The following is a 14,890-nucleotide window of genomic DNA, read 5'->3' on the forward strand; positions in this document are numbered from 1 at the left end:
CTCGTCTACAGCCCGAAGACCTCCTAGACTATGACCAAAGAAATGGCGCACATTTCGGTCTGCATTTGCACCTTCAGGCGGCCGGATCTGCTCCAGCGCCTGTTGCGCGGACTGGACGAACAGGAGACGGGCGGATTCTTCACCTATTCCATCGTGGTTGTGGACAACGACGAATTGCAGTCTGCCGAGGCCGTGGTTTCCAATTTTGCAGCCACGTCGAGGACCGCGGTCAGATATTGCGTGGAGTCGCAGCAGAACATTGCGCTCGCCCGAAATAAAGCGGTGGCAAACGCGGCCGGCGATTTCGTCGCCTTCATCGATGATGACGAATTTCCCACCAAGAGTTGGTTACTGACATTATTCACGGCCTGTGGGAAATACGAGGTGGATGGAGTGCTCGGACCGGTGAAGCCGCACTTTGACGAAAAACCGCCGCAGTGGGTAGTCAGGGGACAATTTTACGACCGGCCGAGCTATCCCACGGGAATGATCATCGACGGCAAAAAAGGACGGACCGGGAATGTGCTGCTGAAGAGGGAACTGTTCGCCGCCGCTGGCGCACAGCCCTTCCGGCCGCAGTTTCGCACCGGCGAGGACCAGGACTTTTTCACCCGCATGATCGAGCTTGGACATCGATTCATCTGGTGCCACGAAGCAATGGCCTACGAAGTTGTACCCCCCCTACGCTGGAAACGTAGTTTCATGTTGCGGCGGGCCCTGCTGAATGGTGGAGCAGCTGTGCTGCGCAAAAGCTTCGGACCTGTGGAGATTGCGAAGTCGCTCATTGCTGTCCCCACGTACATGGTGGTCCTGCCCTTTGCCCTGCTGTTGGGACATCACCGCTTTATGAGCATCTTGATCAAACTCTGTGACCACCTCGGGAAGCTCCTTGCTCTTCCGAAGTTGAACCCGATGCGGGAGCCTTACATTACCAACTGAGACCGCTATGAACCATACAGAACCACAGTCCTTGATTATCGAGCACGACGATCCGATCCTGATCACCGGCGCTGCCGGGTTCATTGGATTGCCGGTCGTCGAAAATCTGCTGGAGCGTGGGTTTTCTAACCTGCGCTGTTTTACCAGGTCCAAGGGAGCGGCCCGGCTGGCGACGCTTGCTGCGCGCTATCCCCGATCGCGAGTTGAAATCATCCAGGGGAATCTGCTGTCGCGCGATGATTGTAGAACCGCAGCGAAAGGCGCGGCCGTCATCTTCCATCTGGCCGCCGGGCGAGGGGAGAAGCTCGTGCCCGATGCCTTTCTTAACTCCGTGGTCACAACGCGCAACCTGTTGGAGGCCTGCGTCCAGCAGAAATGTTTGCGGCGTTTTGTGAACATCAGTTCTTTCACCGTGTATACGAACTCCGGGAAAACGCGGTGGAGAGCGCTGGATGAATCTTGTCCGGTTGAGTCGCATCCCGAGTTGCGGGGAGATGCCTACACCTATGCCAAGGTCAAGCAGGACGAGATGGTTGCTGACTATGGAAAAAAGTTTGGGATTCCCTACATCCTAGTCAGGCCCGGCTACGTGTATGGCACCGATGGAAAGGGAGCACTCACCAATCGCGTCGGCATTGGCACCTTCGGCCTCTTCCTGCACTTGGGCGGTTCGACTCAGATACCGCTGAGCTACGTAGACAATTGCGCCGAGGCCATTGTGCTGGCCGGCTTGACGCCAGGGGTGGATGGCGAGGTGTTCAACGTCGTCGATGACGACCTGCCCTCGAGTCGCAAGCTTTTGCGCTTGTACAAGAGAAATGTAAAGCGGTTTAAGTCTCTCTACGTACCGAAAGCTGCCAGTTATCTGCTCTGCTACCTGTGGGAACTTTATTCCGGTTGGTCGGAGGGACAGGTACCGCTGGCTTTCAATCGCAAGGCGTGGCATGCATTCTGGAAGACGACGAGTTACAGCAACCAGAAGCTTAAGACCCGCGTCGGATGGTCGCAGATTGTCCCGACAAAAGAAGCGTTACGGCGATACTTCGAAGCCTGCCGCATGGGAGGCGTCAATGCTTAAGATCGGCATCGTCGGATGCGGCAAGATTGCTGATTCCCACGCCGCTCAGATCCAGCGGATCAAGGGTACCGAGATCGTCGGAGTCTGCGACCGTGAGCCGCTGATGGCGCAGCAACTGTGCGATCGCTTTTCGGTCAAGCAGTCCTTCATGGAGTTGCCGGAACTGCTCGAACGTGCCAAGCCCGACGTGGTCCACATCACCACTCCTCCGCAGATTCACTTTGAGGCGGCCAAGCTTTGTTTGCAGGCCGGGTGCCACGTTTACGTCGAGAAGCCATTCACGGTCAACGAACGGGAAGCCCGCGAACTGATCGCGCTCGCCAATGAGCGAGGGCTCAAACTCACCGCCGGCCACGATAACCAGTTCCGCCGTGCCGCCATTCAAGCGCGAGAACTTGTGCGTGCGGGGTACCTCGGCGGAAATCCCGTGCACATGGAGAGTTATTTTTGTTATGAGCTGGGACCCGGCGGCTATGCCGGAGTGCTGCTCTCCGACAAACAGCATTGGGTACGCCGGCTGCCCGGACAATTACTGCACAACGTCATCAGTCACGGCATTGCCAGAATTGCTGAATTCCTCCAAACCGAATCGCCCCAGGTCATCGCGCATGGGTTTGTTAGCCCCTTCCTGCGCAGCCTGGGGGAACGCGAAATCGTTGACGAGCTGCGGGTCATCATTTCGGAGGAGTGCGGGACCACGGCTTACTTTACGTTCTCTTCGCAGATGCGTCCTTCTCTCCATCAGTTTCGTCTTTATGGACCAAAAAACGGTCTGATGGTGGACCAGGATCAGGACATCCTGATCAAATTGCCGGGCTTAATGCGCACCAGTTATCTGGAACAGTTCGTAAGCCCGGCGGCAACCGGCTGGCAGTACTTTGGGAACACCTGGAGCAACGTGAGGACTTTCTTGCACAGGGATTTCCACCCCAAGGCGGGGATGAAGCACCTGATCGAGAACTTCTACCGCTCGATCCTGGAAGACACTCCGGTGCCGATTCCCTACCGCGAGATCATTCTGACCGCCCGGATTATGGATGCGATCTTCACCCAGCTGGCGCAAGGCTCCGAGCGCCAGCGAATCAGCCGGCAGGAGGGCGAAGAGGCGCCGCTGGCGTATTCCGTTGGGGCAATGGCCGACGATGAGCATTCCAGCAAGTAGCCTTGGCCTGCCGTTGCCGGGACTGATAGCGCGTCTCTGAGGAAACCCAAGTGCCCCCGACAGTCGCCACTTTCATTTGTTGTGCCGGCATCCTCGGTGTTTTTTGGCTCGACCGCGACCCCAAGTCCCGGACCTCGCCAGCTCTGTGGATTGCCGTGCTCTGGTTCCTGCTGGCGTGCTCACGCACGCCATCCAGGTGGCTTTACCTGGGCCAAGCTTCGCCGGTGGCTGACGAGTTGATGGAGGGAGACCCGATAAACAGACTGGTTTATACAAGTCTCATCATCCTCGCATTGCTCGTGGTCCTGAAGAGATACAAGCAAGTCGTGGGCGGGTTGCGTCACACCTGGCCAATTCTGTTGTTCTTTATCTACTGTCTGGTGAGTCTCATGTGGTCCGACTATCCGGCGGTCGGGTTCAGGCGCTGGAACAAGGCCATTGCAGACTGGCTGATGGTTCTGATCGTTTGGACCGATCCTCAGCCGCTCACGGCCCTAAAACGGGTCGTTGCGAGAACAGCCTACATTCTGGTTCCTCTATCGATTTTGTTTATCAGGTACTACCCTGAGATCGGCCGATACTATCACCGCTATCTTGGTACTACCTTCTTTTCTGGCGTTGCACTGGAGAAGAATGGGCTCGGAGCAATCTGCCTGCTTTTTGGGCTAGCTTCGGTATGGCGCCTTTTGAACCTGTTTGCCGACGATCCTCAGGACATGCAGCGCAGCCGGCGCCTCATTGCTCAGGGCGTAGTTCTCGCCATGATCTTTTGGCTGTTCTCAGTTACCGATTCCGTGACCTCGCTCGTCTGCTTTCTATTGGCCAGCCTCCTGCTAGTGGCGACCCGTTTTCGAGTGTTTGCCAGAAACCGGTTCATGGTCCACTGCTTGGTTCTCTTGATGATAGTGATTCCCGCCTCGATCGCCCTTCTGGATTTTAGTCCGGGCGCCCTGCATGCAATGGGAAGAAATTCGACGCTGACCGAGCGCACCGATATATGGGCAGAGGTGGTTAAGCTGAATCCGAACGCGTGGGTCGGCGCAGGTTACGAAAGCTTCTGGCTTGGCCCGCGATTGGAGACGATGGTCGCCGAGGTTACGCGGTTTTGGGTGCCGAACCAAAGCCACAACGGGTACCTGGAGATCTACGCGAATCTGGGGTGGATTGGAGTCGGAGGCCTGGCCGTAGTGTTGGCGTACGGGTATAGGAGGGTGATTCTGGCCTGGCGGCAGAATCTGCCGGCAGGCGATCTCATGGTGGCGTACTTCGTAACGGGTGTGGTCTATAACATCACCGAGGCAGCGTTCTTCAGAAATACCTATCCGATCTGGCTGTTCTTGCTCCTCGCCATTACTATCTCGCAAGTTACAGGGCAACAATCGTCCAGAGAATCGATCACCTCTCACGGCTTTCGCGCAGGATGCGACGGCGTGCGGGCGAGCGATCCGGGTAACGCTGTCCTTCAGTACAAGTGACGTACAGGCGCACGCCACTGTACTTTTTTCGACCCTCCGTCCAGTAGTTTCACAGGTTCGTATCTCCTACTCTTGCTGCGACAGAAGTCGAGTCCATCCCGCTGGCCGCAGAGTGAGTAAATCAGTTCTACCACGGACCGCCGGCGGGGCAAGCGACCATTCTACGGAAGCCCGTGGGCGGTTCCCGTAACACAGAGAGGCGGACGCAGATGTCAAGAAAGATTGTCCTATTCGCAGTCGTAGCCCTAATCGCTCTCATTGGACAGTGCCTCTGGGCTCAGAGCCCGTATGACCTTCCCAATGACGATGCGGACTGCCCGGGGAACTGCCGCCAGATTCCATGGCTCGCCGGATCGGACATCTGGAATGGTGGGACGCTTCCGGTCTATACCGGCGTCGCTTGCACCGCGGGACTGACGGAGGGGAACGGCACCACCGACAACACCAGCGCCATCAACGCCTGTATTAGCGCGCTTTCGGCCAATCGCGCGGCGGTTCTTCCGCCGGGAATCTACTATGTCAACGGAGCCATCACCATCCCGTCTGGAAAGGTGCTACGAGGTTCCGGCTCGAATAACTGCACACAGGGAAGATGGCTTTCCGCATCCTTCCCCGGCGACACGGGAGCGGGCGCGGCCTGCACCACGCTGAAGCTGGGCAACAACGGGGCGGTCAGGTTCAACGGTTCCTCGTCTCCCAACAGGGGGTCGAACGTAGCCATTTCGAGCGGCTACACCAAGGGGAGCAGGACTCTCACGGTGGGCGCGGGTCATGGGTTGGTCACGGGGGATTGGGTGGCCATGTATGAACTGCCCGACACTGCCATTCCGGTAACGGCTGTCGGAACAGATGGAACCTGTGATTGGTGCGGCGAGGCAGACGCTCCCCCATACCACCTGATGTCGCAGATCGCTCAGGTCACAGTCAGCGGGAACACTCTGACGCTCAGCCGCCCCATGTACTACACCTTCCAAGCCGGGCTCAGCCCGGGGTTGCGCAAGTACACGTTTGGCACCGTCAAGGCGGGGCTTGAAAACATCAAACTGAACGGCTGGGGTACTCGATCCGCGCCGATCATTGAAATGTCCAACTCGCTGTTCAGTTGGGTGAAAAGCGTGGAAGCCTATCGGGACACGAACACCGCCAAGGGATACCCGATTTACCTGCAGTACGTCTACGGCAATGAAATTCGTGACTCGTACGTTCACTTCCAGACGGCGCAAAGCTCTGACCGCGCCTACGGCATCGGCTTCATGTTCGCGACCTCGGACAACAAGGTCGAGAACAACATCATCCGCGAGCAACGGCACGGCGGCGGGCAGGAGGGCGGCGGGTCGGGAAACGCGTGGCTTTATAACTACATTGACGATCTGTTCTACCTCTACGATACAACCTGGATGGAAGCAACGCGGATGAACCACGGGGCGCACCCCTACTTCACCTTGGTCGAGGGGAGCATAGCGCCCAAGTTCGGCTCAGATTTTACTTGGGGTTCTTCCTCGCATGGCGTGCTGTTTCGTAACTGGTTCTGGGGGGATGTGACGGGCAATTACGCCCAGTACAACTCCAACAACCCCAACTGGGGCTTTGATGCCATCAGCATCGACCGCAACAACACCTATTTCTCGCTTGTGGGGAATATCTTGGGCAACCCCAATCTCCACACCAATTGGGCGAACGCCATTATGTACCCAGGAAATGCTTGTACCTACGGATCTCGCAGTAAACCCGTTGTATATCAAGTTGGCTGCGATGATAACCAGATTTTCAATGCCAACACCTGGAACACGATGATTCGGCATGGCAACTACGACTACAAAACGCAGGGCGTGGCCGAGTGGGGCGGTGGCTCCAATCACACGCTGAAAAACTCGATGTACTATACATCGAAGCCCGCATTTTTCGGTAGCTGCGCGTGGCCTCCCTTCGGCCCAGAACCGACCATTGGTACGCTGCCAGCGAAAGCGCGGTATGAAGGTGACACATCCTGCTCCGGTGGTGCGGCGCCTCCCAACCCTCCGACGGGATTGACGGTTGTAGTGAATTAGGATGAAGAAATGTGTGGACTGGCTGGGGTTGGTTAGTGGCACCTAGCCGCGCACTGTTGGGAGTGATCCGACACCTGCGACCGGTCTGATCGCGACCTCGAAGGTGAGCAAACCTATGATTAGGTCGCGGCGGTTCTAACATTCAAAGAATATTCTGGAAAGAGGTTTATCTTGGGTGATCGCAGTCACCCTCGACTTTCCAGCGCCGCACGGAGCCAGGAAGCTCTACCAACTACCATGATTCATTTCAGCTTCTATCGTCTCTCCATGACAGAAGCTCCCAAGCAGCCTGCCTCACACATAAGTACGTGATAGTGGTTAAACCTGTTCATGAAACTCACCTGACCAACAGTTAGGAACCAAACCAGAGTTGCCCACCATGCGTCTGCGCGCCGGCGGGCGACGATCTGGAGCCCGATCTGTAACAGGTTGCAGTCACAAGCGACACTCCCTTCTGTCAGCGACATGAGAGATTACAGAGATTACAGGGCGCGATTTCACAAGCTCCTGGCAGGGTGCTTTTCGCGGAAACGTGCGCGGCGAGCCTCCCCCGAGCCGATGATCTCCTTCACATTCGACGATTTTCCCAGGTCGGCTCTGACCGTCGGCGGCAGAATACTGGTGGATCACGGCCGGAGAGGCACCTACTACGGTTCCATGGGATTGATGGGGAAAGACAGCAGCGCGGGGCCAATGTTCACGCGCGCCGATCTGGACGATCTGCTGACCGCCGGTCATGAACTGGCGTGTCACACGTTCGACCATGCTTCGTGCTACGCAGTTGGCGCCGCAGAGTTCGTAGATCAATGTACAGAGAACCGCCGGCAAGCAGCTGCAATGCTGAGCGACTACCAGCTACGGAACCTGTCCTTCCCGCATGGACACATCACGTTAGCTGCGAAACAATTGTTGCGGTCCGACTACGACACGTGTCGATCCATAGAATCTGGCATTAACGTCGACCCTGTGGACCTTTGCTTCCTTCGCGCAAACCCGGTTTATTTGCGGTCGGAAATCGAGACGCTTAAGCAACTCATTCATGCCAACAGCCGAGCAAAGGGCTGGTTGGTTCTATACACACATGATGTGGCGAGAAATCCATCCCCGTACGGCTGCACGCCCCAGTACTTTGAAGAAGTGCTCCGCTTTGCACTCGAATCGGGAGCGGACGTTGTGCCAATCCGTGAGGCGGCCTGCCGATATCCTACCGGACTAGGGCGCGGACAGGTTTCAGCCGTTTAGTTCGGGTGGTTCGGCGAAGCTGACACCGGCCAATGCGATCAAGATCAAGCTTCTGGCGAGGGCAATAACGTGCCGTTGCGGACCCGCAACGGAGCGGTTACTACACTCCACCGACCCGACGTGCTTTCATGAAAACCACAGACATCTCCGATTTGAGCGAGCTTGGCCTCCCTATACAACTGCCAGGACGTGTCCGGTTCAATGCCGGACCCGCAGTCGCGGAAGGAATCGTCGAGGCGGTAATCCCTTCCCAGGACCTGGCAGAAGAGTTTGCACACTTGGCCGGAGCGGCCCCCGAGGCCTTTCCGCTCTCGACCCGCGTCTTCGCCTTCCACGTGCGGGAGGGTGACGAGGTGGTAGTGCGCACCGCGGATGGAGGTCTGCCCCTGGTCGTCCGCCGCGACGGGGAAGTAATCATCAACTTCGACATTCGGGCCACTCAGGCATTCCAGTTTTCAGACTCGAAAAGGCCGATCTATACCTATATCCCGGGCTTCAACATTCAATCGGTCCCGGAAGGGATCCGTCGGCCCGTGTCCAACCTGGTCGAATCACTCCGTGGTCCCAGGCGTGTCGATATGTCGGGCAACTGGCGGCGCCTCCCGTTGACCGATTTCGATTTTACCGTTCTCCTCCTGAACACGATACTGGCGCGCGGGCTTCCGCAGCGGCCCCAACCGTTTCGCTGGCCTGCGGGTAAACGCGCGGTATTCGTATCGCTCCACGATGTGGATACACCAGGGTTGCTGCGGCGACGCGACCGCGATCCTCTGCTCCGCATTGAGACGGAGCACCAGATTCGTTCGACGTGGTTCGTACCAACAGGGCTTCTGGAGCGGCCGAATCATAGCGTCGATTTTCTCCTGGAATCCGGCCACGATGTGGGTTGGCATGGCCACAAACATGATCACAGAGATCACGTCAAGCCCTTCGCCGACCGCGCCGTCAACGCCTTCAACCATTCCCGTTTGGGAGATCCCGCGAACCATCCCGTCGGCATGCGACTTCCCAAGCTGCTGAAGAGTAACTACATTTTCCAGCTTCTGGAACGGTTATCCCCAACCTTGTGCTACGACACTTCCTTTCTTCGAGGAATTGTTCCGTACAACTTGTCGTTGAACGGCAAACAATCGAGGATTCTCGAAATTCCTTGCACGGTGCCGACTGACATCCTTGTGTACAACCAGTTGGGCGGTCTTGGCGGTGCCAGCAAGGCCGATGCCATCCTCCAAGCGCAGATCGCAAGGACAGAGAGGCTGATCGAGGTGGGTGCACTCATCTCGATCGTCACCCACCCGGAACCCGGACTGTCAGAACGGCCCGATTTTCTCGAGGTTTACTCTCGATATCTAGATTACATCTGCAATTGCCGCGATATCTGGTTCGCGACGGCAGGTGAACTTTTCAAGTACTGGTCCCAAAACAACGACGGTTCGGGTCCTCGGATAACAAATCCACCGCAGCCGCCTGAGGTGCTGACCCAATGAAATCCGCTCTGAACTACCCAGGCCTCGACAGCCAACCCGATCAGGGGCAGAGCAGTGGTGTGTTGTTTCAATACTTGAAGCGGTTCTTGCGCGCGCAGTTCGGGCGCCCCACGGGGCTATGTGGATATCTGGCGGGCATGCTGATGGCCCGAACCCCCTCGAACCTGGATCGCATCCGCTGGACGCTGTCGTTGTTGGACGTCAGGCCCAACCATCGCATTTTGGAAATAGGCTTCGGTCCGGGAATTGCCATCCAGCTGCTGAGCAAGGTTGTCGCAGACGGATCGATCGTCGGCATCGACCATTCCGAAGTGATGTTGGAGCAGGCGCGCAAGCGCAACGCGAGAGCGGTGCGGAATGGGCGTGTCAGCTTGCATCTTGGATCAGTTTTGACGGTACCACCTTTTCCCGAGTCTTTTGACCGAATCTTCACCATCAATTCGATTCACTTCTGGGACAAACCCGTCGACTGTTTGAAAACCTTACATACCTGGCTGCGGCCAGGCGGCTTGATAGCCGTGACCGTCCAGCCGAGATCCCGAAACGCGACCGACGCAACGGCCAGGGTCATGGGGAATGAGTTGGCGGCGAATCTGGAGCGTGCAGGGTTTTCACAATGCCGGTTGGAGATCCGGCAGGCCAAACCAGTGGCCGTGGCGTGTGCCCTGGGCACCAAATAGGAGATCAACAGACATGTCCCACGCAACTGTGCAAGACAGTCACCAAATGATATTCTCCCCGGACCAAGCGAAACCGTACCGGCAGCCGGTAGCGCAAACGCTACATCAACTCTTGACCGGCCGGGCTCGCACCGCCCCTGGGTTGTGCGCAATCGCGGCTCCCGGACGACCCCCTCTCACGTACTCGTGCCTGCTCCGGCAAGTTGAGCGGACGGTGGAAGCGCTGCGCGCGCTCGGGTTGAATCGGAATGATCGGGTGGCATTGGTATTGCCGAACGGGCCAGAGATGGCAGTGGCGTTTCTCGCCGTGGCGGCCGGTGCAACGTGCGCTCCTCTCAATCCAGGGTACCGTGAAAGCGAATTCGACTTCTACCTGTCCGACCTGAATGCGCGTGCCTTGATCATTGGGTCGAACCAGGACTCTCCTGCGAGGAACGTAGCCCGGGCCCGTGGCATTCCTATCATCGAACTGACGCCGGACGTCGCCGCACCAGCAGGCGTGTTTGCCCTGACCGGTGCGGCACCGGGAACCGCGGCCCAGGATGGATTCGCGGAACCCGACGACATCGCCCTGGTCCTGCACACATCGGGGACTACTGCGCGGCCGAAAATGGTCCCGCTGACGCACTCCAACATCTGCAACTCCGGCCACAGCATCTCGCTGACACTCGAACTGAACGAGAAGGACCGCTGCCTTAACATCATGCCTTTATTTCACATTCATGGCTTGATCGGAGCGGTCGTTTCCTCCATGACGGCAGGCGCAAGTGTGGTCTGCACCCCGGGCTTCGACGCCGAACGGTTCTTTGAGTGGACAGATGACCTGGAGCCGACCTGGTACACCGCGGTTCCTACCATGCATTCGGCCGTCCTCCCTCGTACCCCGGCTCATCGGGAGATCATCGCGCGGCGTCCTCTGCGTTTCATTCGTTCCTGTTCCGCCGCGATGCCGCAACGGCTGCTGACAGAGCTGGAGGAGGCATATGGAACAAGAGTTATCGAGTCTTATGGCATGACCGAAGGGGCCCATGCCATATCGAGCAACCCTCTTCCGCCGTTACCCCGAAAGCTGAATTCGGTCGGCATGGCTGCCGGACCCGATATAGCCGTCATGGATGCGGTCGGAAACCTGCTGCCGGTTGGTGAAGTCGGCGAGGTCGTGCTCCGCGGACCGAATGTCATGCGGGGCTATGAAAACAACCCGGCGGCAAACCAGAGCAATTTCCACGATGGCTGGTTTCGTACCGGTGACCAAGGACGGTTTGACGGCGACGGCTATCTGTACCTCATCGGCCGCCTCAAGGAAATCATTAATCGCGGCGGGGAGAAGATCGCCCCGAGGGAGGTGGACGACATTCTGTGTCAGCACCCCGCAGTGTCGCAAGCCGTTGCCTTTGCGGTGCCCCATCCCACGCTTGGCGAAGATGTCGCCGCTGCCGTCGTCCTGAAGCCGAATGCTGCCGTATCGGAAAGCGAAATTCTTCAGTTTGTCTCCGAGCGACTGGCGGACTTCAAGACCCCGAAACACTTGCTCATCGTTGATCAAATTCCCAAGGGCCCTACCGGAAAAATTCAGCGCATTGGCCTGGCGGACAAGCTGGCCGATAAGCTCGCTTCGAAACTGCAGGCTAACTTCCTCGCGCCGCAGACCTCGATCGAGACGCAACTGAGTGACATCTGGAAGGACATACTGAAACTGGATCGCGTGGGTGTGCGTGACAGCTTCTACGCGCTCGGAGGAGATTCGCTTGCATTGGCGATTATGGTGACCGCCGTTGAGGATCGTTTTAAAATGCCGGTTCCCATGGACAGTGTTCTCCAGGGACCGACGATCGAGAATATTGCCGGCCTGCTTCAACAGGGAACGTCGTCATCGGTCTCCGCCGGTTCATCGGCCCCAGCGGCGCCGGCCGGTGGAAAGCCGATCCGAGATTCGTTCCTGTCGGGCATAAAGAACCGTCTCCTGCAAGCTCTAGCGCTCTATATGCCTGGCTACAAAACTACGCGTGTTTGGCTTCACCGCCTGCGCGGCGTGTCCATTGGCAGCAATGTGTCCATTGGTACAGGGGCATTGATCGAGACTGCATATCCCCAGTTGGTCCGCCTGGGAAATAACGTTTCGATTGGGATGCGCACTATGATCATCGCGCATCTTCGAGACGCCACGGCGGAAGCCAGGGCCAGCCACAGGCATACGGTTCAGATCGAGCAAGACGCCTATATCGGACCGGGCGTGATCATCCTGCCCAACGTGAACATTGGTCAGGGCGCCGTCGTCAGCGCCGGAAGTGTTGTATCTCGATCCGTTCCGGCCCACACTCTGGTGCGGGGAAATCCTGCGGTGCCGATTGCCCATTGCGGCATGTCGCTGGGCGGCGGGGTCCCTTATGAAGAGTTTCTGCGCAGCCTCACACCGATCAAGGACGATAAGTCTCAAGACGAACCTGTGCGCAACCCGTTAACGGCGTCAGGGACCCCGGCTTAGCTCGGCGCATCACGCAAGATCGTGAGGCAAGGTCGATGATGGACCTCGAGTCAATAGCGGTAGGGGGTGAGGCGGCCACTTCGCTGAAGTGTCTGCTCTGTGGAAGCCTGCGGCATCGGGTTGTTTTCAGGGAGCTTGACGTAGACATTCTGCGATGCCTGGACTGCGATCATGTCTTCTCGTCGTTCGCCGCGGATCCTTACTATGATGGATTCTGGGGCGACGAGATCGCGGACGATGGCCACACTTATTGGAGCAAGGCCCGCGACAGGATGTATCAGGACTTTCTCACGAAGTTTGTTGCGAACCGATCGGGACGGCTGCTCGACCTGGGATGTGGTCTCGGGTTTTTCGTGCGGTGCGTCGCAATGTTCGAGAACTGGGAGGCATACGGTTCTGAGATTTCGCCAGCCGCTGTCCGATACGCTCGCGAGAAACTCAAGCTGGACAACATTATCTGTGGCCGGCCCGAAGATCTTGAACTGCCGGAGGGTTCCTTCGACGTTATCACGATGTGGGATGTGATCGATCACATCCTCCACCCCGATCCCCTGCTCCACCGCTGTCGCGCGCTGTTGCGGGACGGGGGAATCTGCTTCCTACGGACCCCGAACGTGCGCGTCCAGTTCCTCAGGGCACGTATCAGCAAATTGGTGAGACTCACACAACCGAGTGGCTCGTGCCTACAGGCTCGCGATCACCTCCACCAATACTCCACGTCCACGATCCAGAAGCTGCTGGTACGCAACGGATTTACGCGGGTTGAATTCATACACCTGCACCCTGTCCAAAACCCCGATAGCTCGGGTGTCCTGAGAGCAGCCAAGAACATGTGTTTCGAGGTCGCGCGAGCGGGCGCCGTCATTAGTAGAGGGTACCTGAATTTCGACAATCTGTTCGTTGTTGCTCGCAAGTGATTTGCTGATTCTGAACCGCGGCCGACCGCGGGGAAGTTAGCGGTCTACTGGGATATTCCGTGGACTCGACCGTAGTACCTGATAGGCAGTGTCAAACCGAAGGGATGCCAATGGCAATTGATGAAGTGGGAACGCAGCCTCCGACCACACCGCGTGTACTGCTGTTCTCCAATAAGAACATCTACGAGCGGAAGGTCTGGCGCTGCTCGTTTAACGAGTTCGCGGGCATCTTGCAGCAGATTGATGCGGTGGAGGTCGTTGCCCCGAAGCCGACCAGTTGGTATCGCAACGGCAAACGGCTGGTTTCAAGGCTAGGAGAGTATCTCAGTACTCCTCTGAACCCCGGCGTTCAGAAAGTCGTGCTGGACAGGGAATACGACATCTTCGCTGCCTTCATCGAGGTACCGTCCGAGCTTTTCCATCTCTGCGCCGTCGACGACTGGAAACGCCGTTGTAAGACCTCCGTCTGCTGGGTGATTGAGTTCTACGTCAAAGATATTCCGATGTTCAAGAGCGCGCTGGAAGTGCTCTCGCGCTTTGACCATGTCGTCTTCATGGCGCAGGCGATCGAGCCCTTTCGCAAATGGGTCGGAGAGGCCAGCGGTTATTTGGCTCCAGGGGTTGATGCCATACGATTCTGCCCTTTTCCAAACCCGCCGCGGAGAAGCATTGACGTCCTCAGCATCGGCCGCAGATCGTCGGAAACCCATCATGCGCTGCTCCAGTTGGCCCGCGACGACGGGTCTTTCTATGTGTATGACACCATCAACAGCCTGGACGGTTACGATCTCGAAGAGCACCGGCTGCTATACGCCAATATGGCCAGGCGCAGCCGCTATTTCCTGGTCAATCCGGGAAAGATCAACAAACCCAAAGAGACCGGAGGACAGCACGAGTTCGGGTACCGTTATTTCGAGGCGGCCGCGGCCGGCACTCTCATGATCGGCGAGCGGCCGCAGAACAACAAAGAGTTTGATCGGATTTTCCACTGGGACGGCGCCGTCATTGATCTGCCTTTCGGCTCAGACCGCGTTGGGAACATCATCCGGGAAGTAGATATGGACCCAGAGCGGGAGAGCCGAATTCGTAAGCAGAACATCACTGAATGCCTCTTGCACCATGACTGGGCCTATCGCTGGGAATCCATGCTCCAGTTGGCTGGGCTTGCTCCGTTGCCGGGTCTGGTGCAGCGCAAAGAGCGACTGCGGCAGCTCGCGAAACAGGTCCAGGAAGCGCGCGTCGAGCCCTGACGGTGCCGGCCAGAGCCTTGGCAGCCGGCTGGCCACCTTGATGACGACGTGAGCTGGACGATCGGTCCTCATTTGCTGGGCATTATCAGCCGCGCTGAGCATAGAGGCAGGTGACGGGCTTACTCGT

11 protein-coding genes are annotated in these 14,890 nt (G+C 57.7%); all 11 read left to right on the forward strand.

Going from position 1 to position 14,890, the window contains the following annotated elements; all coding sequences use genetic code 11:
• The first annotated feature begins 30 nt into the window (after positions 1–30).
• The 11 genes from LAN70_03180 (at position 31) to LAN70_03230 (ending at position 14,763) form a co-directional block, all read left to right on the forward strand.
• Positions 31–939, forward strand: coding sequence for a glycosyltransferase (locus tag LAN70_03180; GenBank protein ID MBZ5510153.1), 909 nt, complete (start codon positions 31–33; stop codon positions 937–939).
• 7 nt (positions 940–946) lie between these two features.
• Positions 947–2,017, forward strand: a complete 1,071-nt coding sequence (locus LAN70_03185) for an NAD(P)-dependent oxidoreductase (protein ID MBZ5510154.1) — start codon at positions 947–949, stop codon at positions 2,015–2,017.
• Positions 2,010–3,179 carry a Gfo/Idh/MocA family oxidoreductase gene (locus LAN70_03190; GenBank protein MBZ5510155.1) on the forward strand — a complete coding sequence of 390 codons (1,170 nt, stop codon included), beginning with the start codon at positions 2,010–2,012 and terminating at the stop codon, positions 3,177–3,179. Before LAN70_03185 ends, LAN70_03190 begins: the two co-directional genes overlap by 8 nt.
• Before the next feature lie 50 nt (positions 3,180–3,229).
• Positions 3,230–4,654: an O-antigen ligase family protein gene (locus LAN70_03195; protein MBZ5510156.1), complete on the forward strand. Its 1,425-nt coding sequence runs from the start codon at positions 3,230–3,232 to the stop codon at positions 4,652–4,654.
• 209 nt (positions 4,655–4,863) lie between these two features.
• On the forward strand, positions 4,864–6,702 hold the full coding sequence (locus LAN70_03200; protein ID MBZ5510157.1) for a glycoside hydrolase family 55 protein: 1,839 nt from the start codon (positions 4,864–4,866) through the stop codon (positions 6,700–6,702).
• A gap of 558 nt (positions 6,703–7,260) precedes the next feature.
• Entirely contained in the window at positions 7,261–7,944 is a 684-nt protein-coding gene (locus LAN70_03205) for a polysaccharide deacetylase family protein (GenBank protein ID MBZ5510158.1), read from the forward strand.
• A 128-nt stretch (positions 7,945–8,072) separates the two neighbouring features.
• Complete coding sequence (locus tag LAN70_03210) at positions 8,073–9,431, forward strand: hypothetical protein (GenBank protein MBZ5510159.1); 1,359 nt, start codon at positions 8,073–8,075, stop codon at positions 9,429–9,431.
• On the forward strand, positions 9,428–10,111 hold the full coding sequence (locus LAN70_03215) for a methyltransferase domain-containing protein (GenBank protein MBZ5510160.1): 684 nt from the start codon (positions 9,428–9,430) through the stop codon (positions 10,109–10,111). Before LAN70_03210 ends, LAN70_03215 begins: the two co-directional genes overlap by 4 nt.
• A gap of 13 nt (positions 10,112–10,124) precedes the next feature.
• Positions 10,125–12,596, forward strand: coding sequence for an AMP-binding protein (locus tag LAN70_03220; protein MBZ5510161.1), 2,472 nt, complete (start codon positions 10,125–10,127; stop codon positions 12,594–12,596).
• A 35-nt stretch (positions 12,597–12,631) separates the two neighbouring features.
• Positions 12,632–13,513 carry a class I SAM-dependent methyltransferase gene (locus LAN70_03225; GenBank protein MBZ5510162.1) on the forward strand — a complete coding sequence of 294 codons (882 nt, stop codon included), beginning with the start codon at positions 12,632–12,634 and terminating at the stop codon, positions 13,511–13,513.
• Positions 13,514–13,623: 110 nt separating this feature from the next.
• Positions 13,624–14,763 (forward strand): glycosyltransferase, encoded by a 1,140-nt coding sequence (locus LAN70_03230; protein ID MBZ5510163.1) that lies wholly within the window; start codon positions 13,624–13,626, stop codon positions 14,761–14,763.
• Positions 14,764–14,890: the final 127 nt, after the last annotated feature.

The organism is Terriglobia bacterium, from assembly GCA_020072845.1.
Taxonomy (GTDB): domain Bacteria; phylum Acidobacteriota; class Terriglobia; order Terriglobales; family Acidobacteriaceae; genus JAIQGF01.